The 23,624-nt window shown below is 39.5% G+C and carries 16 protein-coding genes; 7 read left to right on the top strand and 9 right to left on the bottom strand.

The annotated features are described in order from the left end of the window. From AC1DNH_RS19800 to AC1DNH_RS19790, 3 genes are all read left to right on the top strand, one after another. Complete coding sequence (locus AC1DNH_RS19800) at positions 1-930, top strand: aspartate carbamoyltransferase catalytic subunit (RefSeq protein WP_057933671.1); 930 nt, start codon at positions 1-3, stop codon at positions 928-930. A 488-nt stretch (positions 931-1,418) separates the two neighbouring features. Then, entirely contained in the window at positions 1,419-4,442 is a 3,024-nt protein-coding gene (locus AC1DNH_RS19795; RefSeq protein WP_477625591.1) for a tetratricopeptide repeat protein, read from the top strand. 4 nt (positions 4,443-4,446) lie between these two features. Then, positions 4,447-6,144 (top strand): TonB-dependent receptor, encoded by a 1,698-nt coding sequence (locus tag AC1DNH_RS19790; RefSeq protein ID WP_477580134.1) that lies wholly within the window; start codon positions 4,447-4,449, stop codon positions 6,142-6,144. Positions 6,145-6,314: 170 nt separating this feature from the next. Here the strand turns inward: AC1DNH_RS19790 and AC1DNH_RS19785 are convergent, their stop codons facing one another. The 5 genes from AC1DNH_RS19785 to AC1DNH_RS19765 are packed head-to-tail and all read right to left on the bottom strand — an operon-like array spanning position 6,315 to position 13,553. Continuing rightward, complete coding sequence (locus AC1DNH_RS19785; RefSeq protein ID WP_477580135.1) at positions 6,315-7,454, bottom strand: VWA domain-containing protein; 1,140 nt, start codon at positions 7,452-7,454, stop codon at positions 6,315-6,317. Between the two features lie 9 nt (positions 7,455-7,463). Next, positions 7,464-9,689: a DUF5682 family protein gene (locus AC1DNH_RS19780; protein ID WP_477580137.1), complete on the bottom strand. Its 2,226-nt coding sequence runs from the start codon at positions 9,687-9,689 to the stop codon at positions 7,464-7,466. A gap of 1 nt (position 9,690) precedes the next feature. After that, entirely contained in the window at positions 9,691-10,773 is a 1,083-nt protein-coding gene (locus tag AC1DNH_RS19775) for an ATP-binding protein (protein WP_477580139.1), read from the bottom strand. 12 nt (positions 10,774-10,785) lie between these two features. After that, positions 10,786-12,246: a DUF5691 domain-containing protein gene (locus tag AC1DNH_RS19770; RefSeq protein ID WP_477580141.1), complete on the bottom strand. Its 1,461-nt coding sequence runs from the start codon at positions 12,244-12,246 to the stop codon at positions 10,786-10,788. Next, positions 12,243-13,553 carry an SWIM zinc finger family protein gene (locus AC1DNH_RS19765; protein WP_477580143.1) on the bottom strand — a complete coding sequence of 437 codons (1,311 nt, stop codon included), beginning with the start codon at positions 13,551-13,553 and terminating at the stop codon, positions 12,243-12,245. Before AC1DNH_RS19765 ends, AC1DNH_RS19770 begins: the two co-directional genes overlap by 4 nt. Positions 13,554-14,091: 538 nt before the next feature. Here AC1DNH_RS19765 and AC1DNH_RS19760 point away from each other — a divergent pair. From AC1DNH_RS19760 to AC1DNH_RS19750, 3 genes are all read left to right on the top strand, one after another. Further along, entirely contained in the window at positions 14,092-14,799 is a 708-nt protein-coding gene (locus tag AC1DNH_RS19760; RefSeq protein WP_477580145.1) for a DUF2071 domain-containing protein, read from the top strand. A 26-nt stretch (positions 14,800-14,825) separates the two neighbouring features. Continuing rightward, entirely contained in the window at positions 14,826-15,383 is a 558-nt protein-coding gene (locus AC1DNH_RS19755; protein ID WP_477580147.1) for a hypothetical protein, read from the top strand. 84 nt (positions 15,384-15,467) lie between these two features. Further along, on the top strand, positions 15,468-15,965 hold the full coding sequence (locus AC1DNH_RS19750; protein ID WP_477609452.1) for a hypothetical protein: 498 nt from the start codon (positions 15,468-15,470) through the stop codon (positions 15,963-15,965). 69 nt (positions 15,966-16,034) lie between these two features. Here AC1DNH_RS19750 and AC1DNH_RS19745 read toward each other — a convergent pair whose 3' ends face one another. Genes AC1DNH_RS19745 through AC1DNH_RS19730 form a run of 4 tightly spaced genes read right to left on the bottom strand, consistent with a single transcriptional unit; the run spans position 16,035 to position 22,472 of the window. Then, entirely contained in the window at positions 16,035-17,630 is a 1,596-nt protein-coding gene (locus AC1DNH_RS19745) for a SusD/RagB family nutrient-binding outer membrane lipoprotein (protein ID WP_477585150.1), read from the bottom strand. Positions 17,631-17,637: 7 nt separating this feature from the next. Beyond that, positions 17,638-20,739: a SusC/RagA family TonB-linked outer membrane protein gene (locus AC1DNH_RS19740; RefSeq protein ID WP_477609450.1), complete on the bottom strand. Its 3,102-nt coding sequence runs from the start codon at positions 20,737-20,739 to the stop codon at positions 17,638-17,640. 32 nt (positions 20,740-20,771) lie between these two features. Then, positions 20,772-21,785, bottom strand: a complete 1,014-nt coding sequence (locus AC1DNH_RS19735) for a FecR domain-containing protein (RefSeq protein WP_477609448.1) — start codon at positions 21,783-21,785, stop codon at positions 20,772-20,774. Between the two features lie 45 nt (positions 21,786-21,830). Next, a complete protein-coding gene (locus AC1DNH_RS19730; RefSeq protein ID WP_477609447.1) occupies positions 21,831-22,472 on the bottom strand; it encodes an RNA polymerase sigma-70 factor in 642 nt (213 codons plus the stop codon). Positions 22,473-22,622: 150 nt separating this feature from the next. Here AC1DNH_RS19730 and AC1DNH_RS19725 point away from each other — a divergent pair, with 150 nt between their 5' ends. Further along, complete coding sequence (locus AC1DNH_RS19725) at positions 22,623-23,519, top strand: ROK family protein (protein WP_477582452.1); 897 nt, start codon at positions 22,623-22,625, stop codon at positions 23,517-23,519. The last annotated feature ends 105 nt before the right edge of the window (positions 23,520-23,624 follow it).

The following is a 23,624-nucleotide window of genomic DNA, read 5'->3' as shown; positions in this document are numbered from 1 at the left end:
ATGGCAGCAGAAAAACTATCAACCCGACATCTTTTAGGCATTAAAGATATTAACCGGAATGATATCGAATTGATTTTCGAAACTGCAGATAATTTCAAGGAAGTGATTAACAGACCAATAAAAAAGGTTCCTTCACTCCGTGATATTACCATTGCCAATATCTTTTTCGAAAACTCTACCCGTACCAAACTTTCGTTCGAACTTGCTGAAAAAAGGCTTTCGGCCGATGTGGTCAATTTCGCCGCTTCCTCTTCATCGGTGAGCAAAGGTGAAACCCTGATCGATACGGTAAACAACATCTTATCCATGAAAGTGGATATGGTGGTGATGCGCCACCCATATGCGGGTGCTGGTCAGTTTTTAAGTAAACACGTTAAAGCGCAGATTGTAAATGCCGGAGACGGTGCGCACGAACATCCAACGCAAGCCTTACTTGATGCTTTCTCAATCCGTCAGAAATTGGGTGATGTAGCTGGCAAAAAAGTGGTAATTGTGGGCGATATCTTACACTCACGTGTAGCCATTTCGAACATCCTTTGCCTGCAGCGTTTAGGTGCCGAGGTAATGGTTTGCGGACCAACAACTTTAATCCCCAAACACATCCACCAACTTGGAGTAAAAGTTGAGCATAATTTAATTAAAGCCCTGAACTGGTGCGATGTAGCAAACATGCTCCGTATTCAATTGGAGCGCCAGGACATTAAATATTTCCCATCATTAAGGGAATATGCCATGATGTACGGTTTAAACAAACAGATCTTAGACAATCTCGATAAAGAAATCATTGTCATGCATCCTGGCCCTATAAACAGAGGGGTTGAGATTACCAGCGATGTGGCCGACAGTAAACAATCGATCATTTTAGAACAGGTAGAAAACGGAGTGGCAATAAGAATGGCTGTGCTGTACTTGCTGGCAAGCCAGGGATAGGTTAGTTCAATCGTTCATTGGTCATTGGTTTATTAGTGCAGAGTCCATAATCTAGCAACTTGCCGAAAGGACTAAGTCCATCGTCTTTTTAGAAATGCATTAGTAAATAGTCCATTGCTAATAGCTTATGGCAATTAACCAATTTATATGATTGACCAGTTAACCCTTCTACTAGATTGCTTTGTTGGCTGAAAAGCCGCCTCAGCAATGACGGATGCGGCGGTACCAATGAACTATTGACAAATGAACCAATGAACCCTTATCGGATGCGGTAACACCAATGAACTATTGACAAATGAACCAGTGAACCTCTACCAGATGCGGCGGTACTAATGACGAATGAACCCTATCATTTTTCCACATTCGTTCATCCCTTAATACCAAACCAAAAATCCTATCGTTAATTTGTGTTATTAACAGATGTTAATTACTTCTGTTGATAAGCTTTGATACTATTTCTAATTTAGTACCAACCATATTTGAAACCAATGCAGAAAAAATACTTACTAATTCCGCTACTTTTAGCAGGAAGTTTTAGCACCTACGCTCAGGTTAGCGCAGTGCAAAACCTCAACAAAAACTATCAAACGGGCTTAGAATTATTAGACAAAGAAAAATACACTGCAGCTGCACAACAGTTTAAACTTGTTGAGCTGCAACGTTATAAACCTTCTACCCAAACGGAGAGTAATGCCGAATTATCTTTACTGAAAGAGAATGCAAAATTTTACGCTGCTGTTTGTGCACTAGAGTTAACCAATAGCGATGCTGAAAGTTTGTTTCAGGCATTTATCCGCGATTATCCGTTAAATCCGAACACCAAACTGGCTTATTTCTACGTTGGAAAAACTTATTTCAACCAAAAAAACTATAAAAAAGCTTTAGAATGGTTCGAAAAAACAGATCCTTCTACGCTTTCGGGCAAACAAAGAAACGAATACCAGTTTAAACAAGGTTACGCTTATTTCGAACTTAAAGACTACGACAAAGCAGAACCTTTATTCGAAAAAGTTAAAAAAGAAGAAGGCGATTTTCAGGAAAGCGCCACCTACTACTTTGCTTACATCAATTACTTAAACAAAGAGTATAAAACGGCATTGGCCAACTTCGAAAAGTTAAAGGGCTCTCCTACTTATGAGGCGAGTTATCCATACTACATCACTTCGATGTATTACCTTGATGAGCGTTATGATGATGTAATCAGCTATGCTTTAGCAGCTATTCAAAAAACCAAACAACAGTTCGAGCCAGAAATGTTGAGTTTGGTCGCAGCATCGTACTTTGCGAAATCTGAATTCAAAAATGCTGAAAAGTATTTCGCCGAATATTATGCAAAAGATAAAAGTGAAACTAAAAACAACCTCTTCATTTACCAATACGGGTACTCTTTGTTCCAGAATAAGAAATATAAAGAGTCTGTTGCTGTTTTAGAAAAACTAAATACCGATGATGTTTACCTTCAAAATGGTATGCATACTTTGGGTAAAGCCTTTATTCAATTGGGCGATAAACCAAAAGCGCAGAGTGCTTTTTTCAGGGCATCGCGTTTAAGTTTTGACAAGGGTATACAGGAAGAAGCATGGTTAAATTATGCCAAATTAAGTTACGAACTAGAATTCCATCAGCAGGCGCTAGAGGCCACTCAGGGGTTTTTAAAAACTTTCCCGAAATCGCGTAAAATAAACGAAGCCAAAACTTTATTGGGCGAAGTTTTATTAACCACCAAAAACTATCAGGCGGCTGTAGATATTCTGGAGCCTATTCCAGATAAAAACCTTGAAGCTAAAGAAGCTTACCAAAAAGTAACCTATTTCCGTGGGTTAGAATTTTATAACGAAAGAGCATTCCCTAATGCATTATCGATGTTTTTACGTTCTGAAAAGTTTCCTGAAGACAATGAGATCAATGCGCTAAACACCTACTGGAAAGCTGAATCGATGTACGAGCTGCGTAAGTTCGGTGAAGCAGTTACTACTTTCGAAAAATTCTTAAAAATGCCAGATGCCGATAAAACCGGTGTTTACAATTTTGCGAACTACGCCTTGGCCTATGCAGCTTTCGAAGATGAGAAATACAGCAAAGCAGCTACTTATTTCGAAAAATTCCTCGCGGGTAGTGATAAAGACCAAAAAACGATTGATGATGCCACCATCCGTTTAGCCGATTCATATTTCGTAAACAAAAACTATGGTGATGCAATGGCAAATTACAACAAGATCATCAGCCGCAAAACCACTTCAGAAGATTACGCCACTTTCCAGAAAGGAATGATCCAGGGATTGGAAACGCAGTATGATGCAAAAATTGCTACCATGCAGAGCCTGTTGAATACTTTTCCAAATTCTAATTACGCTGATGATGCTGGTTTCGAAACCGCTTATACGTATTTCAACAAAGGCGATTTTGATAAATCTAAATCAGACCTTGTAGCCCTGGTAGCTAAATATCCACGCAGCAGTTATGTGGCAAAAGCGCTGGTAACCATCGGTTTGGTTCAATACAATCAGGATCAGGACGATGCCGCTTTAGAATCGTTTAAAAAAGTAATCCGCGATTACCCTACTGCCGATGAAGCCAAACAGGCAATGGAATCAATCAAAAACATTTATGTAGATCGCGGCGATGCAAATGGTTTTATCGCTTACGCAGCAACTACCCCGCTTGGAAATTATTCGGGCTCGGAGCAAGACAATATCGTTTTTGCCGCAGCCAATAACACTTATTTAAAGGGCGATGCCAATGGTGCATTCCAGGCGATAAATGCTTACTTTGATAAATTCCCTAAAGCGAACCATGAAAAAGAAGCTAAATTTATCAGGGCAGAATCGCTGGTGAAATTAGGTCGTCCGGATGAAGCCATTCCTGATTACGAATTTATCTTAAACGACTGGACGAGCGATTACACAGAACGTTCTTTGGTGAGTATATCAACATTGTTCTTAAATCAGAAAAAATACAACGAGGCCATTGTGTACCTGAAAAGATTAGAAACTACCACCGATTACAAGTCGCACTATAGTTTTGCCATCAACAATTTGTTAAAGGCTTACACGGCTTTAAACATGCCTGATGACATGCTGAAATATGCACAGTTGACCAAAGAGTCGGAAAAAGCTTCTGAGGAAGAAAAAAACAGTTCGAGCTTATTCTCTGGTAAAGCTTACTTGTTAAAAGGCGATACCACCACAGCAATTAAGGAGTTTAAAAATGTAGTGGCCAAAACAAAAACAGTTGCTGCCGCAGAAGCAAAATATAATTTAGCTTTATTGGAATACAACAAAGGTGATTTCAAAACTTCATCTAAAACCTGTTTCGATCTGGTTAACAACATGGCTGCTTACGATTACTGGGTAGCAAAGGCGTTTATCCTTTTATCTGATAACTATGTGGCCCTGAAAGATAATTTACAGGCAAAAAGCACTCTTCTCAGTATAATTGATAATTACGAAGGCAAGGATGATATTATCCCTACAGCCAAAGAAAAACTAGAAAAACTAAACCAGAAGAAGTAGCATTATGAAATCGATTAAATATATATATAGTTCACTGTTTTTTTTAGCTGCCGGATTAATGACTGCACAGGCGCAGGATAAAAAGGCCGATGAAAAAGCAGTAGTAAATGAAGAAATTGAAGTAGTTCGTCCATATAAACCAATTTTGGCCGAGGCTGTAAAGCTGAGACGAAGCCCAAATTTAGATGATGTTAAAACTTACAAAGCAAAATTGAACTATAGCATTTTAGATAGAAAGCTGGAATTGAACAGCGATATCCAAAAGTTACAGGCACAGGCTTTGGCAGAAGAAAAAGAAAGCATATTGGTTAACAATTATGTAAAAGGTGCATTCGGGTCGTTGGCTACCCTTCTGGGCGAAGCTTATTTTAACACCGGTAAAGATGAAGGTTTACAGATTGGTGGATACTTTAAACATTTTAGTCAGGAAGGAAAGCTGAACAAACAGAATAGCAGTAACCAACAATTAAGTGTTTTTGGCCGCAGTATTTTAGATCAAAACACAGTTAGTGGCCGCATTAATTTTGAACGTAACGGCACCTATTTTTATGGTATAGATGATGCCAGACCTACGCTTAACCCTAACCCTGATAAACAGGCCTTAACCACCATTGAACTGGAAGGTGAGCTGGTAAAAAACTTTACAGAGGATGAAGATGCTTTTAGTTATGCTTTAAAAGCCAATGGTTATATCTGGAATGATAAATTCAGCGCAAAAGAAAACTACCTGAGCTTAAATGGTTATGTAAACAAACGTATTAACTCGTTAAACTTAGGTTTAGCCGCATCAACCGAATTTGGTAACAGCAAAGATGCTTTAACCAGTGTTGGCAATAACCTGTTGCGCTTAAATCCTTATATCCGTTTACAGGTTAAAGGTGCTAAAATTACAGCGGGGATAAATTTCGTACAGGAATTTGGTGCATTCAGCAGCTCTAAAATATTCCCTGCCGTTACGGCCGATTTCACTTTAATTCCTGATTATTTACAGGTTTTCGGAGAAGTTAAAGGTGATGTAAACAGAAACTCGTTAAAAGGCTTTACCGATGAAAACCCTTGGTTAAACAGCAATGTTGTAGTTAAAAACACGGTTGAAAAGTTAAGTTTCAGCGCTGGTATTAAAGGTACCGGCGGACCGGGTTTTGGTTACAAAGCACGCGTATATGTAAAACAGTTCGATGATATGCCTTTGTTCGTGAACAACTTTACTGACTTTAACAAATTTGATGTGATATACGATTTCGGTAAAACGAAATTAACAGGTTTAGAAGGTGAAATTTCTGTTCAGGTAAGCGATGCCTTAAAATGGACAGGTAAATTAAATATCGACGATTGGAAACCTGCCTCAGAAACCTACTCTTGGTTTAAACCGGGTTTAAAAGTAAGTTCGAACTTTGTTTATACCTATAATAAAAAACTAAGCTTTAACGCTGGTGTTGTAATTCAGGATGATATTAAAGCTAAAGTATATACCGGCGCTCCTGTTCCCGCTTCACAATACATAATTCCCAATACCAATATAGAACTTATTGAAACGGTTAAAGGTTACGTAGATTTAGGCCTTGGTGCTGATTACCGCATCAACAAAAAATTCTCTGTTTTTGCTAAAGCAAACAATATCTTAAATACAAACTACAGCAGGTACTTGTACTATCAGGTAAACGGATTTAATATTTTCGGAGGACTAACGTATTCGTTTTAAGATAGAGAAACCTCTAAAGTCTTACTGAAACAAAAAATGCCTTCCGAAATCGGGAGGCATTTTTTTTGAATTGTTTAAATAAGAAGATCTACGTCAATAAATTCCGTCATTTCGAGCGGAGTGCAATGCAGTCGAGGTGACGATTGTTCTATATAGAAAATTTTACTTAACTACTTCGCATGCACTTTTATATCATGATCACCTGCCCATTGATTAATGTCCTGTTTATTTAATGCCGCAGCCATTAATTCAGGAAATAAATCAGGTGTACAGGCAAAAACGGGCACCCCCAAAGAAGATAGAAATTCGGCGTTTCGATGATCAAAAGCTGTTGAGCCATCATCGTTAAGTGCCAAAAGCGTAATCAATTGTACCCCATTGTTAACCAGCTGTGCAGCCATATTTTTCATGGCTTCCAAATTCCCGCCTTCGTATAGATCGGTGATCAGTACCAATACCGTATCCAACGGCTTTGTTATAATTTGAGCACAATAGGTTAATGCCTTATTGATGTCGGTACCTCCCCCCAGCTGAACACCAAAAAGCAGATCAACAGGATCATTTAACTCCTCGGTTAAATCAGCAACTTCAGTATCAAAAACAACCATTTTGGTGGTAATTGCAGGAATAGAAGCCATTACGGCACCAAAAATCCCCGAATATACCACCGAAGTTCCCATCGATCCACTTTGATCCAAACAGAGTATAATGTCCTTCATCGATTTCCTTTTCCGGCCATAACCGATCCGGGTTTCAGGAATGATGGTTTTATATTCGGGTTGGTAATGTTTAAGGTTCCGTTTAATGGTTTCGGCCCAGTTGATCTCATTGTGTTTGGGCCTTCTGTTCCTCGCTGAGCGGTTAAGGCTCCCGGTAATGGCCTGTTGTGTTGGCGACATTAACTTCTGCATTAGTTCATCAACCACTTTCTGAACCACCAAACGTGCTGTTGCCTTCGTTTTTTGCGGTATGGCCCGGCCTAAAGTCATTAAGTTGGCCACCAGATGAACATCAGGAACGAGTGTTTCAAGCATTTCGGGCTCGGTAAGCATTGAGGTAAGATTAATGCGTTTAATAGCATCCTGCTGCATTACTTTTACCACAGTTTGTGGAAAATATTCGCGAATATCGCCCAGCCACCTCGATACATTTGGAGATGAAGGCCCTAAGCCTCCTTTTCGATCTGAATTATATAAAGCCTCTAAAGTATTATCGATGCCAGTTTCTACTTTGGTAAGCACCATATCCAACTCCTGCCGAGTTTGTCCGCCCAATATTAACCGCCACCTTTTTTCTAATTCTTCGTTCATAGTGTAAGTTTAAAAACCCAATATTTTTTCGAGTATCGGCAAAACCATTTCTGCCCGTGCTACATCCAGTTCTTCTTTATGCACTACATTTTTGCCCGATGAGGGTACTTGTTTGATCTTTTGTGCAATACTATTTTTTTCGGAAGGATTATAAGCTGCAAAAGTGCGCCTCAATAAAGGAACAACTTCTATAAACACTTCACCACTTATTCCGGCCAGCCAGTTATTTAGGATATCCCAGATTTCGTGGTCAAAAATTAAAACCGTTGCGGCATCTTTTAAAAACCCTTCTATCCAAAGAGCCGAATAAGCCGGATCGCTTCCTACAGAAAGTGCCCTGCTAAACTCCAGTGCGGTTTCCTCCGTACCGATCACTTTCGAATCGTACAACAGTTTACAACAGGTTCCGTGAACCAGTGGGACTACATTTTTAAGTTTTAATATTTTAGAAAGGGTTTCGAGCCAATCATTTTTCATTACCTCATCATCTAAAAACAAAATAGATTTATTTACAGTTTTGATCTTATCTGTAATAATAACAGACTGTTCTTCATCAATGCCCAAACAACTTGATGGTAAACCTGCATTTAAACGCGAAAAGATCGATTGAAGAATAAGGCCTATGGTTTCCTGATCAGTTTTTCGCACATTCCCATACCGGCTTACCTCAGTTAAAGGAATAAAAGCATCCATCAACATGGCAATATCCGATGTCATCGCCGCCAGTTCATCCATCCTTGTCAACACCAGTTGCACCCCTTCGTGCAGATCGGCGGGCAATGCTTTGGTTACCAATTGCGTTATTTCGGCCAAGTGGCTACAGGTTGATGAAATATGTTTTAAATAGTGATTACAGGCAGCTTCGACTGTATTGCCCCAAGGAGCTTTTTCGAGCAATGAGATAGATAGTTCTGGATACCAGAACAATAGCCATTCTTCTTTAAAAGTACCCTTACCTGCAATATATCTTTGCTTCGCCCATTTGATATCCAATATCAATAATCGATGGAAAAGGATGCTTTTTTGTAAACCACTGGCTTCCCTTAAATCTAAATTGATCGTTTTTTCTTCGTTGATTACTTTTAAACGCAGACTTTTAACCTGCTGTTCGAAATCTCTTTGCAGCGGCACTTGTGGAATCCCTTCCGGAACAGTTCCCATATCGTTACCGATAATGAGTTCCCTCCTGATCAGCTGCATCGGAATTTCATCACCCATACACATTACCGTTTGGGTAGCTTCATTCAGTTCTTTTAAGCCGGCCTTGTTCAGGTTTCTTAATGCTGCCAGCGTATTTGCTAACCTAACGGCTTCAATAACGTGTGCCGAAGAAATATCGATCTTATTCTGTCTGAAAACATTGGCGCTATAGGTTAACCACCTCGTACCATCGTCGCTCTGGTTGTTCCAAACGTGTTTATACCAGCCCGGAGAATCTAAACCTGCCCCATAGCCGCTTTCAAAAGCCAGTCGGTCGCTCGTCCAGGGAATCCATGTGGTTTCGATTTTCGTTTTTGGCAGGTTCTTTAATAATGCATCATCATCCTTTTGCTTGGGCATATGCAGTAAAGCCGGCACATGCCAGGCACCGCATATAACGACAATTACACTGTACATTTCGCGTTCGGCCTGCCTGATACCGCGGCGCATAAATGCCTCGCGGATTTTTTCGGTCTTGTTATTTTCCGTTACTCTTTCCCTTAATACACCTATTGCCTCTCCTATTGATGCAAAAACATCTTCCGGTTGTTTGGCAATTTCAAAATGATGTTCCCACCACTCTTCCTGATCGTCGAAACCGGCAATCTCTGCCAGATAGGATAAGGGATTTTTAGTAACAGGGCTAAAATCAATCACTTCATCTGCCGTACTGATATGATCTGGCGCTGTGGTTTCTGCTGATTCCTCCACAGGTGTTTCTACCAGTTTATGGATAAGCGGCATATCGATAAACCTTACCGGGATTTTATTTTTCAAACCATAGCCTATAGCCTGCCATTCAGGCGAAAATTCGGCGAAAGGGTAAAACACCGATTGTTTTGGATTATCGGGTACGTAAGCCAACAAAGCTACCGGCGGTTTCATTTCCCGATCAGCCACCCATTTTAAAATAACCTCTCCCTCTGGCGGACCTTCAACCAGAATAATATCGGGTTTAAGGTTTTCCAGTGCTTCTAAAACATGCCGGGCAGATCCAGGGCCATGGTGCCTGATCCCTAAAAGATGAACAGACATATTAAACGATATCTCTACAAGCCCTGTAAATGTCTTTCCATCCGTCTTTTTGTTTCAAAACGGTTTCCATATACTCCTGCATCACAATTTTATCCTGAACGGGATCTTTGATCACAGAGCCGATAATACCGCTGGCAATATCGTCAGCTTTTAAAGATCCATCGCCGAAATGATAGGCCAAAGCCAGCCCGTTGTTCATTACTGAAATGGCTTCTGCAGTACTAAGCGTACCAGATGGCGACTTTAATTTAGTTTTACCATCAAGCGAAACCCCATTACGGAGTTCCCTAAAAATGGTTACGATCCTTTTAATTTCTTCTGTAATGGATTTTTGAACAGGCAGATGAATCGATTTGCTAAAACTGGCTACCCTTTGTTCAACAATGCTAACTTCCTCTTCAATTGAAGTAGGAACAGGTAAAATAACGGTATTAAACCGCCTTTTTAATGCGCTCGAGAGTTCATTTACTCCTTTATCCCTGTTATTTGCGGTTGCGATTACATTAAAACCCTGTACCGCCTGCACCTGCGTATTCAGTTCTGGTATGGGCAACATTTTCTCGGATAGAATGGTGATCAGCGAATCCTGAACATCGGCCGCGATCCGTGTAAGCTCTTCGATACGTACAATTTTGCCTTCTTTCATCGCTCGCATCACTGGCGTTTCTACAATCGCCTCCTTAACCGGGCCAGCAGATAATAACATGGCATAATTCCAACCATAACGCACTGCTTCTTCGCTGGTACCTGCTGTACCCTGTATCACCAGGTTAGAATTGCCTGTAATGGCTGCAGTAATGTGCTCCGAAACCCATGATTTAGCTGTACCCGGTAAACCGTATAACAATAATGCCCGATCGGTAGTAAGCGTAGCTACTGCTATTTCCATCAACCTCCGGTTACCAATGTATTTTGGTGTAATCTCAAAACCATTAGCCAGTTTTTTGCCCATTAAATAATCGATCACGGCATGTGGCGATAATTGCCAGTTTACAGGCTTCACATGTTTATCTTCTTTTTTTAATTCTTCGATTTCCTGCTTAAACTGTTGTTCGGCAGATTGTCTTAATACGTTATTTTCCACGTTAATTAGATTTTAAAATTTTAGTGTTTGCCTTAACTCCATATAGTGGATCATACCTGCTACCTGGTTGCTGAAGTATTTTACCTGATAATTATCTGAAGCTGGCGTTTCATATTTTTTCAATAGAGATAACAAGCCATCTGGGATTGATAGGGCCAGTTTTTGATAAACATTGGTTTGGATAGCATAAGGATTATCCATTAGTTTTTTAATTATCCGTTCAGCTATTGCCGTTTCGATGATATCGTAACTTTCCAGCACCAGATCGAGAACCCTATTGAAATCTGTTTCGAGCAGATCTTTAATAAAAGTAGCCTGCTCTTTAGGATTAACATACTTTAGCAGTTCGATTCCATCTTTAATCCCCGATTCGAGTAGTTTTTTACTTAAAAACGCATCTTTAAAATGGATTGCGGCATTTTTTAAAAAAGGTTTAAAAATATCGGCATGTTTATCGCTCAACATTAATTTTAGCCATTCTTCTACCGAAAGGTTAAATTTTGAAGCCAGTGTTGCCACATCCATAAATCCGAAAATCTGAGCTATCCAAAAAACAGCATCATCAACACCTTTTTGCGAACTGATTTTTTCTAAACCGTATTTAAGCAGGTCTTCGCCTGGTGTAATCCCGGGGTTAATGGTCAAAACTTTTTTCTTTGCAACAAGCAGTACACGTTCTTCTTTAACGGACAGGCTATTGATGAGATGATTTAAAAATAGTTGGTTTATTGAGGTGCCCGGCACCAATTTAAGCAGGTAAATGGCGATATCTTTTACTTTTTTGCTCTTATCGTTTAAAACCGACATTAAAAAAGTTTCATCGTTAATGGAAAGATTAATTTCCAATAAAGCGATAAATTCGGCCCTTACATTCGCATTTTCCTGCTGCAGATCATTTAATAAAGCCAAAGCATCTGATGGTGCCTCCGCTCTTAAACCTGCAAAATAGTTTAAGCGCCATTCCAGGTTGCCTGTTTCCCAATCCTGCCCTGATGGAGCGAAATCAAAAAGTTGCGACCAATTTTTATTGATGCCCGCGAGCCATTTTCCGGTTTCACCACAGGCTGTTAAAACTGCTTCGGCTTTCTTTTTCTGTGATAAAGCTTTATTTAAGGCATCGGGAACCAGATCGGCACCAAATATTTTATCGGCCTGATTGGTACGGTAAACAAGGTAATAAAATAACACATCGTCTTTTAACTGGAGCGCCGATTTGATCTGAAAACCAGTCAATGCATCTAATTCGACCTTTTCTTCATCCGGGCAGCTTTCCTGAACACGACTACAAACATTAGGCAACCTACCGGATTCGTTATACAGGAAATTTACCGCAGCATTTTTCAAAAAAGCATCTTCTTTATCTACCTGCCCAGCAATAATTCGGTTCCCTATTCCGATTAAATTGGGTGTCGGATCAAACTGCACTTTATCAGTACCCAACAGGGCTGTTTTTATAATATTCTGATCACTCATTTTATCGGATAATATCTATCATTTATAAAAACCGACGCTACGTTGAACTGCTCGTTCTGATAAATCCCAAAGCATACAAAAGCATTGCCCTTGGTGATGGACAGGATTACCCAACATTCATCTTCGAGGTTGCTCAATAAAATGGATTTCTGATCCGTATCGACCAGCAACCAGGTTTCGTTTTCGAAAACGACCTTTACAGAAGATAGTAAAAAAGGAATTTCTTCTACAAATGGATTGATGGTTAATAAACCCGAAACGTGGCTAAAAAGATCGGCAATATTGCTTTGCGTTTCTGGCAAAAGCTGTACATTTTCTTTTCGAACTTCGCCTTTAAATAAAGCCCTTAAAGGTGAGGGTGATAGATAAAAAGCGAGCGCTGCATGTACAACATTTCCCGATATTAGATTATTGGCATTAGCCTGAATCGTTGTATAAAAATTAATGATTAGCGCATAACGCTTGGTATTTTCACCATACAGCCAAATTTTCTCCGTTTTCAGGTTATTATCTTCGGTAATATCAATCGATAGCACATACCAATCGTCAGTTACACCTGTAGTGGCTAGTATTTCATCTTTTAGTGTGTTCCACCCAACCAGCGACCTTACTTCCTGTTTAAGATCATCGGCCAGCAGTTCCTGATTTTTGTAGGCCTCTGTAAGCAGATAGGTTTTGCTTAGCGATTTGATCAGTGTTTTTTGCCAACCCTCTTTATAAAAATTAATGTTACTTAACCTTTTGAGGTTGTTAGCTAAACCACCAGCCTGCGCATCCACCATCCTTGCAGCTATATTTTTGTTAAAATCGTAGGCATTCTGCGGAATACGCATGATACCGGTACGCACTAAATCTTTGATCCACAACCGTAGTTCTTCGATACCTGAATCAACTTTTTTAGCCCTTGCTTCTACTCTTTTTTGCTGAGCTTTTTCATCTACTACGACATCTTCTTTAGGCTTTTTTTCTTCCTGTTTCGCAGAGCGTTTATTGATCCACTCTTCTACTTGTGGCGCCAGATCTTTTTCCTCGGAAAAAATCGATGAATGGGAAACATATAAAAAAAGTAGACCCAAGCCATGTTTACAAGGAAATTTCCTACTCGGGCAAGAGCATTTAAAAGCAAGGTTGCCTAAATCGACAATGGTTTTATAGGGTGTTTTACCGCTCCCCTGACAATCACCCCAAAGTGCCTTTTCGTGAACGGCCGTAACCACCCATTTCGATGGCGTAGCCAATGCTTTCCCTGCTTTTACAGATGCATCATCAGGAGCAAACTTTAAAATCTGTTCGTGAGTAAACTTCATCCCTTTTTATTGGTGTTATGCAGATATGTTCTGGGAAATGAGGATTGGATTTTACCGTTTATTTTTTTCATTTGAGCGTATAATCTATTTAGCAGAAGTTAAAACCAAATATAAAAATTCCGTACAATCCATAACATGCCCCACTAAAAATTCATCAAAATATAATATAAAAAAATGGCAACAATAAATTGGAGGCATTTTTTATTAATACATAACGCGAGTTTTGTATATTTTTAATTGATTATCAATTCGTTGTACATAATTAAAGTAGACATCATTGCTGAGCTGGATATGAGCGAGCCGAAGCAATCTATCCCTGAATTATCATCAAAAAAGATTTTTCATTTGTAGCTCATTGTTTTAACGGTGTTCAAGCTTGCTTAGCAGGCGCTCCCCCCTACGCAAAACCCTTGCTTCAGTTCGCAATTACGAAATTAAGCCCAAAGCTCACGTCACATATTATCTCTTAATTGAACAACATTAATATTGTTGTGATTTCGACTATATTTACTTCAGTTAGCGGAAAAATTAAAGCGGCATGAGAATCCCAACAATACATGGATATATTGACAGAAGAATCTTAATTAACTTCACAGCCGACTCAAAGATTGTGAAAGAATTGATTCCCTTTCCTTTTAGGCCAAAAGTTTATATGGAAAAGGCCATTGTTGGAATCTGTCTAATCAGACTAAAAAATATAAAACCAAAAGGGTTACCAAACTTTATGGGCGTAAATTCTGAAAATGGTGCGCATCGAATTGCAGTTGAATGGGATGAGGATGGTATAACAAAATCTGGAGTTTATATACCACGTCGGGATACTTCGCTAAAATTAAATGCGCTAGTTGGTGGACGAATATTTCCTGGCAAACACTTTCATGCAAAATTCAACATAGAAGAAGAAAACGGAAATTACCAAATTAGCTTTAAGAGCTCAGATAATACCGAGATATTAATTGATGCTAATGAGACTCCTTTGTTTAACAATAAATCAATTTTTAAAACACTAGAAAATGCATCTGACTTTTTTGAAAACGGCGACCTTGGATATTCACCAAATAAAGACAAATTTGATGGCCTCAGATTAAAAGCATACCATTGGCAAGTTAGGCCACTTGAGGTTTTGAAAGTAAAATCAAGTTTTTTTGAAAACGAAGATTTTTTCCCACCGGGATCGGTGACTTTTGACAATGCGCTGCTTATGACAAACGTTGAGCATGAATGGAAAAGTGAACCAGATAAATAAGTATAAACATTATAGGTCAAACAAGAATGAAGCAAATATTCATAACCATCTTAAGTATTTTCTCCCTGTCCTCTTATGGTCAGGATAAAAACAATTATACTCATTTCAACAAATTAACAGAAATTGAAGGCACAGATTATGTAATTGCAAGTGTTGAAAATTGGGGAAAAATACCTGATGCTAAAAACAAATACCTGCTGTTTGTTAACACTAAAAACGGGCAAACCAAACAGGTAGATTTCCCGAGTGATGGTTATTTTGAAAAACTGGAACAAGTTAAGATTGATCACCTGGGCATTAACCAAATTATTATTTCTGCTCAAACTATTGATCTTGACGAAAAAAAGGGAATTGATTGGAATGACCCAAAACAGGTTATAATCTTATCTCCTGACGGACAAAAAAGAACACAGTTAACGGATAACAAACTCTTCGTAAGGACCTGGGTTGTGAACAAACAAACAGGAACTATTGTTGTGACGGGGCACGTTGACACCAACAACAATAACAAGTACGACAAAACGGATAAGGGTGAAATTCTAATTTACGACTTAAAAACCTTGAAATTGGTTAGTAAAATTTAAGAAAAGATTTTACAAAAGTTTCGCCAATATAAATTGAGAATAAACCTCATAAACTAACTGTTAATACATTTTAAATACGCTCCAATGAAAATATTTAATGTACAGCCGATCACAATAAATGAGTACATCTATAATGATGAATTTCTTTCAGAAAGCCAAACAAATAGGTGCTACTCATCAGGCTTTGAAATTACCGGCGAGAAAAATGAGTCGCTAAACACAATGTACATCACATTCGATATTGTTTATAATGTGGGTAGTACCAATGATGAGGAAGTTGTTACCCACACTGGTCCGGGTAAGTACAGCATCGCCATTTCATTTGAAGAAGGTGGAGACGTATTTATTTCTTACAAAAGTTCTTGTCAGTTTAACTTCGAAAGTGAAGGCTTCGACGCTGATGTAACTTCCTTAACTGATTTTTTAAGGGATTATCAAGCGCATACCAGATCATTTTTTAATCAATACGGACATAAGCCCTTAATCGCAATTGAAGAAGAAACACGAAAACAACAGCCGCTACTGGCCGATGCCGAAATAGCAATCGAAAACTTACGGGCGAATAATATGTACGAGTTTTAACGCAACCTGCTTCAGCTATAAAAAGCACTTATCTTGCAAAACGTCTTTATTAAACTTATCTCCGGTATATTATCTATCCCACCACACCCTAGCAGTAAGTACATCACCTCCAGCTATTCTGGCTACAGCATCTTTATAATTTTGGGGGTTGTTCAGCACCTCTGTTGATAGGTAGATCATCCTGCGGGGAATGGTGCCATTGGTAACGTTGCCTTTGTAATTTACGGGAATAAGCTTGGGATAATCGCTCCTTTTCCAGTTTAGCCAGGCTTCTATAAAATTAAAATCCGTTCCTGTAGTTACCCAGTATTGTGTATTGATTGCGCTTAGTGCATTTTGTGTACTGCTTTCATCAAGTGGATTCAGGTTTACGAATGCAGTGATTTTATTGGCATCAACCGCAGCTAAAGGATCCAGCTGTGCAAGCGATTGGATTGCGCCGGTTAAGCCATTGGTGTAGTGCAGGTTTGCAGTTCCGCTTATATTCCATCCTCTCACTTTAGCTTCTGCAAGCAAAAATTCGATTTCTGCGTAACTCAGGATAAAAATTGGGCCACCTAGTTTAAGGTACATCGCGGTGCGTGGTCTGGAATACTTTCCGAGCGGGGCAAGGTCACTTCCGCTACCTGTACCACCCGGATAGTTTGGCGAACGACTGATATCGGTGGTTCCACCCTGTAGATCGTATCCATTTGGCATCCCAAGCTGAACAGCTGCATCGGTATTTCCGCTTAAATTCTGATCTGCATTTTTGGCCAATCCATCTTTCGGTACTTCACCTATCACTTCCAACCTGGGGTCGTTGGTATTTTTTAACTGATCAATTAGGGTTTTACTCCACCGTACTTCCAAATAGTCGGAAAATGTTCTTAAAGCAAGCGATGTCCCATTTTGGCTGTTAAAAGAAGAAGCATCGGTTAAAAGAATCGCATTGTCGTTAATACTGTTAAAAGTTTTGCCTGCAGCCTTTTCGGTCCAAATTCTGGCCTTCTCAGGATCTACTTTCGTTAATCGCATGGCAATCCTAACCATTAACGAATAACCAAATTTTTTCCATTTACCGATATCGCCTTTATAAAAAAGATCAGCACTTGGTCCGGGTTTTTCGATATCCAATTGCGCGGTAGCCGTTTCGAGATCGTTCAGCATGTGGGTATAAATATCTTCCTGACGATCGTAAACGGGATATTTAACACCTTGCATCGCTTTAACAGCCTGTGTATAGGGCACATCACCATAAGTATCGGTAATCCGTTGCAAAATCAATACGAACATAATATCACCAATCGCAATCAGGTTTTTATAGGCCGCTGGATCTTTTAATCGGGCCAGTCGTTGCATCTCTCTGATGTAAGAGGCATCAGCATAACCTTCATCAAAAATACGACCCTGATAATCGGTAAAACTGCCCACGTTGATGTATTTATCACCATTGTTGTAATAATAATAAGTTGAGGCAAGCAACTGCATCATGGTACTCTGATACAAAAGCTGATAATAGCCCAGGTTGGCGTATTTTAACTGTGCCTGTGCGAGTAGACTGTTTGGATCGTAATTGTCTTCTGTGAGTTTTGTTGGATCGGTATTGATTTCGTCCAGCTTTTCCTTAGAACAACTGCCCATTAAAGCCAGGAAAAAAGCACCCAAAACACACAACTTTCTCATGGCCATCTTATTTGAATTTAAAATTAAAATTAACCCCAAATGTACGTGTTGCAGGCAATGAAGCCCCTTCTATCCCGGCATAACCCAATGTTGGCGAGAACTGCGATTCAGGATCTATATTTTTAGTGTATTTAAGCAAAGTAAACAGGTTCCGCGCGACCATATCTATCCCTATACTACTAAAAGGTGTTCTTTTTAAAAAACGTTCGCTAAAAGAATAACCTAATGTGGCCTGCCTTAGCTTGATAAAACTGCCATTGAGTACCGATAATGCAGAAATATTGGTGGCCAGTTCAGGGTAATAGGCATAAGCCGGAACATTAATCGTGTTCTTCTGCCCATTTTCTAACACGCCATCGGCAACAATCCCTGTCTCCCTACCCAATAAAGTTGCCTTGTTTAAGCCAAGTACATAACTGTAATATTCTGTTGCGGATAGGATTTTATTGCCAAAGCGATAATCGATCAAAAAGGAAAAACTAAACTGTTTATAGCTAAAACTGTTGCTTATCCCTCCATATAAAGTAGGCATGGTGCCGCCCATTGGAATAAAATTACCCCGTTTAGGTATGCCATCCGATCCGATAATGATGTTTCCATTAGCATCCCGCAGATAATCGTAGGCCATAATCTGCGTAATCGGTTTACCAACCACCAGCGCAGTATTGGCATTTAATGGCCGATAGGTACCTGTCAGGGTATAATTACTATTACCATCGATAGAAAGCAGGGTATTCTTTACCTTGGTCATGTTAAAGTTGATCTGCCATTTGCCCGTTGTTGTAAGCAAGGGCGTATAGCCTAAAGCCAGTTCTATCCCTGTATTCCGGGTTTCACCAAGATTGACATAGGCGGAGGTAAAGCCTGTGGTAACTGATTGTTTTGCATTAATAATTTCGTTGTGGGTTATGCGGTTGAAATAGGTAAAATCGACATCCAAACGGCTATTGAAAAATTTAAGGTCGAGGCCTGCCTCTATTTCATTTAGGGTAAACGGTTTTAAATTGTAATTGGGTAAATCTCCTGAAAAACCACCTACAGGCACACCATTTACCTGATTATCTACGGTATAATAGATTTGCGTGGTGTACGGAACAATGGGCTCGCCACTGGTTTTGGCAAAATCCAACCGCAATTTACCAAAATCGAGACCCTTTAATCTCAGCAGATCTGAAAAAATAAAACTGCCCGATACACCGGGTACAAATATGCCCCGGTTGTTAGCAGGCAAGGTAGAATAGATATCATAACGCCCGGTAACGGAGAAGTTAAGATAACGCTGATAGCTGAGATCGGCAGTGTAATAAGCCGATTCGGTTACAATTCTGGATATGGCCAATGTTTTGGTACTGGTAATCAGATTTTCTGGCACATACAGATATGGCACTTTAAACTGCGATCCTTTCAGTTTTTCGGTATTGCCCTTTCTTTCGCGATAATTTGCGCCCATTGAAAATTCGAGGTTCAATTTATCGCTCAGGTTTCTGGTTGCACTAAACAAAATATCGCTATTAAGCTCTGAAGTATGGTTTTGATCATAGGCATTTATACCGCCCTGCCTGTTAATGGAAAATGCAGTCCCTGTAGGTAAAACACTCACCACTTCATCTTTACTCGAATCGTAGCCAATTCTGCCCTGCAGTGATGCCCAGCTGGCCAACTTATATTTTAATACGGCTGATGTGATATAACGGTTTCTATTGGCATAATCGGCCTGTTTGTTCATTAAAAAATAAGGATTGGTTTTATATTCATCCGCATTCCACCGCGTTTCAAAACCTGTTTCAGTATCAAAACCAGGGGCTAAGATCGATTGATCTAAACTGGTTGCTAAAGCTGAAATCCCATAATTTGCATTTAAAGGGCCATCACTGAGGTAACTTTTGTTTTTGTTCCTTTCGTAAATGTAGTTACCGGTAAAGCTCAACGATATTTTAGAACTTAGCGCTACTGTACAATAAAAATTTAACGTTTTACGGTTTAGGGATCCATTGCTTAAAACAGAGTTGTAATCTAAATTAGAAACCGAAACACGATAGTTGTTATTGGTATTTCCACCAACCAGCGATAGTGTATTAATAAAGGCTGGAGCGGTGCGGTAAAAAGTCTGGATGTTATTTTTAACGGGAGCATAAGGGCGCATAGAACCATCTACCTGAGGGCTTAATTTACCGTCCATAAGTTCTCCCCAGCTCAACAAACCCGTGGTAATTGCATTGTACAGATCGGCAGGACGTTTATTTTGTGTACCCTGACCGTACAAATATTGAAAATCAGTAGAATTAACCGGCACATCGAAGGCCAGGTTTGCATTGTACTCCAGCCTTGGTCCGGTATTTTCTCCACCGCTTTTCAGGTTGATGAGGATTACACCATTTGCAGCCCTTGCGCCATATAAAGCCGAAGCGGCCGACCCTTTCAATATCGTAATGGTTTCAATATCATCTGGGTTAATGTTACTAATGCCATCGCCATAATCGGCCCCGCCATATTCATTTGCACTTCCACGAATGCTGTTATCAATGGGGACACCATTTACGATAAATAACGGAGAGGCAGCAGTCATACTGGAAACACCACGGATGAGTATGCGTGCCGCAGATCCCGGACCACCGTTTACACCAGTAATGTTAAGTCCCGCTACCCTACCCTGTAGCGCCATAATCATATTACTTTCTCTTGCCTTGATGATTGAAGAACCTTTAATGGTAGTTAAGGCATAGCCAACTTTATGATTATCTTTTTCGATACCCAAAGCCGTAATTACAACCTCTTTTAAAAAACGGACACTATCAGAATCCATTTTTCCTTCGGTATTTTTTCTGATTACGATTAAATTATTCGGCAAAAGAGAATAGGTATAATCACTATTGCGCAGCAATTGATCGATCACCTTTATGGCCTCCTCTTCTTCTACCTTGATTGATACCTGATGTTTAGGGATTTTAGATTCACTATAGGCGAAATGATAAACAGTTTGTTGTTGTATAGCTTCAACAACCTGCTCAAAATTTACTCCGTTAAAATTTAAGGTTACTTTAGTTTGCGCATTGCTACATAGCGGAAAAATCAATCCAATTAACAATATGATTCTCTGCGCACAATTCATGGCTACAAATATACATTGCTTAACTGTTTGTCCTAACGGTAGATATAGACATTTTTCCCCTTTATCGAATAATTGAAATTTTCGATCAGTTTTAGCACATTTAAAGCTTCGGCAATGGTTTCTTTATCTACATGTCCGGTAAATTTCGCCGTTTTAAGATCAGCTTCTTTAAAGGTTATTTTAACATCGTACCACCGCTCAAAAAGCCTGGCAATTTCATCAAAACAGTTGTTTTTATAGATGAGTTCGTGGTTTGTCCATGCGGTTTCCATTACTTTGTCGGTCCCTGTTCCACGATAATGGGTGAGCTGGCTTAAATTTGGTTTGCTACCCACCAAGGTAAATTTATCGTTTGGCTTTAAGATAAAAGTTTGCTTGGTGTTATTTTTAAGCGAGATAGCAACGCTTCCTCTAATTAAGGTAGTTTCGGTAAAAGCATCATTCTGGTAAGCTTTAACATCGAATGCGGTACCCAGTACTTTTACGGCCAATTGCTCGGTGTGCACAATAAAAGGGTGTTTAGGATCTTTTTTAACATCAAAAAATGCCTCACCAGATAAGTAAACATCCCTGGTATCTGCAGTAAAATGATCCGGATATTTTAAACTGCTTCCCGAATTTATTTTCACGGTAGAGCCATCGGCCAGTACAATGGTTTTAATTTCGGTTGCCCTGGTTTGCGCTTGTTGCAAAACCAGCTGATCTGTTTTATTGAAGAAAATAGCTTCTCTGTTATACACCAAAACGCCAGCCAAACCAATTGCTACAACGGCAGCAATTTTTAGCCAAACACTGTAGCCTTTGTTTTTGGCAACCTTTAAACGGGGTTCATCGGGAATCTGGATCTGGCCCCTGATCCGATCAAAAACAAGATCGATATTTTCTTCTTCAGCTGTTTCAGATTCAAAATAAGTTTGTAGCTGTTTATATTCTGTTCTAAGCGCTTCGTTATCGGCTAAAATCGATTTCAGTTCAACAGATTCATCCGGTGAAATTTCACCGGCCAATTGTTTTCCAAGCAATTCTGTAAATCTTTGATCTGTCATTTTTTTCCACCCTTTATGATATGTTCCTTTTTCTGTTAAAATTGCCTACAAAAAATAAAAAAAAGATAAAGTACCTACTAAGATAATCAGGGAGATCATTTTTCCAAGTTTTTTTTCATCCGCACCTTTGTCTTGTAAGGGCTGTAATATTAAGCGGAGTTTTGCAATGGCCCTGAACAATTGGGTCTGCACCGTTCGGGGCGAAATGTTCAGCAGTTCTGCCACTTCCTTATATTTCATGCCACTTTCTTTAATCAACCTAAAAACCGTGGCTGCCTGAGGTGCCAAACCAGCAATGGCAAAATCAAGTTGCCGGTGCAGTTCTTTGGTTTCCAAAATATACTCCGGCGTTTGTGCTGTTACCGAAACATCCTCTTCAGCATCAACTAAATCGATAAACGTAATTGAAGAATTTTTTTTGAGGTATTTAAGTGATTGATTTTTTACTGCGATAAAAAAATAACTTTCGGGATTTAGTACGTGGGTACTTGTTGCGCGGTTTTCCCAGCATTTAACAAATACCTCCGTAACCAGGTCTTCTGCCGCCTGTTTATCAACCACATAGTAAATAGAAAATTTGATCAACCTACCGTATAGAAAGCGGTAAAGTTGCTCGAAAGATTTTATGTCATCCTCAAGGCAAATCTTATTCCATAAAACGACTAGATCTGGCTTAGCTGCTTTCAACTTGGTTAGTTTGGTGAATCAAATGTAAGGTAATAAAAAATATTTCATAAAAAAATCTTCCCACTGTAGGCAATTTAACAAAAAAAGGACTCTTCATTCGATGCCATAATAAGGCATACGCCATTTATAGATCTATTGAAGCAGAAAACAATGAATAAAAACAAATATGTGATGGGCATTGATATCGGCGGCTCGCACATTACAGCTGCAGTACTCGATATGCAGCAGCGGAACATTCTAAAAAATTCCTATACACGCGAGCGGGTTGACTCTCACGGCTCAACAGGACAGATTATCCACACCTGGTGCAATGCAATTAAAGCAGCTTATAAAAAGGTAGATATCCAAATTGGCCGTTTGGGTATTGCCATGCCAGGCCCTTTCGATTATGACAATGGTATCTCTTATATCGCAGGCAATGATAAATATGCCGCTTTTTATGGACTAAACGTAAAAGACATGCTGGCCAGTGAACTTCAGATTGGTGGAGATCAGATTTTGATGAGTAACGATGCTGTTTGTTTTTTGGCTGGAGAAGTGTTTGCAGGTGAGGCAGGTGTCTATCAGCACCTGATTGGCATTACATTGGGAACAGGTTTAGGAAGCGCCGTTTACAATCAGGGAAAAATTGACGATGCCAATTTATGGTGTGCTCCTTTTTTAGATGGCATAACAGAAGATTATCTTTCTACACGATGGTTTTTAAAACGTTATTACGAACTCACAGGATTTAATATTCTAAATGTTAGAGAACTGACCAAACTTTACGACGATAACCAAACCGTGCGGAAAATATTTGCTGAGTTTAGCCATAACCTTGGGCTTTTCCTCAAAAAATTTCAACAGGATAATGCGGCTGAAGCCATTGTAATTGGTGGTAATATTGCCAACGCATCGAGCCGTTTTATTCCCGGTGTGATTAAATACCTCCATTCGCAGGGCATCACTTCTCCAATACATATTTCGAAATTGAATGAAGATGCGGCCTTGGTTGGAGCTGCGGGTTGCTGGGCTACGCAGACATTTAAAACGATCGAAAAAATCTAACAAAAAAAATTATTTAAAAATAATTCAATTCCCTTGTAGGCAATTTGTGTAAGCAAAATGCTCTTAACTATAAAACCGGACGGATGGAAATCCTGAAGGCGGCAA

The sequence above is a fragment of the Pedobacter sp. 01N310 genome (assembly GCF_056399805.1).
Note: the sequence above shows the minus strand (reverse complement) of the source record. Positions and strands in the feature narration are given on the sequence as shown.

What these genes read in the sequence shown, in the direction of transcription:
- AC1DNH_RS19800 (WP_057933671.1), top strand. Translation starts at nt 1, where the DNA reads ATGGCAGCAGAAAAACTATCAACCCGACATCTTTTAGGCATTAAAGAT.
- AC1DNH_RS19745 (WP_477585150.1), bottom strand. Translation starts at nt 17,630, where the DNA reads ATGAGAAAGTTGTGTGTTTTGGGTGCTTTTTTCCTGGCTTTAATGGGC.
- AC1DNH_RS19755 (WP_477580147.1), top strand. Translation starts at nt 14,826, where the DNA reads ATGAAGCAAATATTCATAACCATCTTAAGTATTTTCTCCCTGTCCTCT.
- AC1DNH_RS19765 (WP_477580143.1), bottom strand. Translation starts at nt 13,553, where the DNA reads ATGAAGTTTACTCACGAACAGATTTTAAAGTTTGCTCCTGATGATGCA.
- AC1DNH_RS19790 (WP_477580134.1), top strand. Translation starts at nt 4,447, where the DNA reads ATGAAATCGATTAAATATATATATAGTTCACTGTTTTTTTTAGCTGCC.
- AC1DNH_RS19785 (WP_477580135.1), bottom strand. Translation starts at nt 7,454, where the DNA reads ATGAACGAAGAATTAGAAAAAAGGTGGCGGTTAATATTGGGCGGACAA.
- AC1DNH_RS19750 (WP_477609452.1), top strand. Translation starts at nt 15,468, where the DNA reads ATGAAAATATTTAATGTACAGCCGATCACAATAAATGAGTACATCTAT.
- AC1DNH_RS19795 (WP_477625591.1), top strand. Translation starts at nt 1,419, where the DNA reads ATGCAGAAAAAATACTTACTAATTCCGCTACTTTTAGCAGGAAGTTTT.
- AC1DNH_RS19725 (WP_477582452.1), top strand. Translation starts at nt 22,623, where the DNA reads ATGAATAAAAACAAATATGTGATGGGCATTGATATCGGCGGCTCGCAC.
- AC1DNH_RS19740 (WP_477609450.1), bottom strand. Translation starts at nt 20,739, where the DNA reads ATGAATTGTGCGCAGAGAATCATATTGTTAATTGGATTGATTTTTCCG.
- AC1DNH_RS19760 (WP_477580145.1), top strand. Translation starts at nt 14,092, where the DNA reads ATGAGAATCCCAACAATACATGGATATATTGACAGAAGAATCTTAATT.
- AC1DNH_RS19780 (WP_477580137.1), bottom strand. Translation starts at nt 9,689, where the DNA reads ATGTCTGTTCATCTTTTAGGGATCAGGCACCATGGCCCTGGATCTGCC.
- AC1DNH_RS19735 (WP_477609448.1), bottom strand. Translation starts at nt 21,785, where the DNA reads ATGACAGATCAAAGATTTACAGAATTGCTTGGAAAACAATTGGCCGGT.
- AC1DNH_RS19770 (WP_477580141.1), bottom strand. Translation starts at nt 12,246, where the DNA reads ATGAGTGATCAGAATATTATAAAAACAGCCCTGTTGGGTACTGATAAA.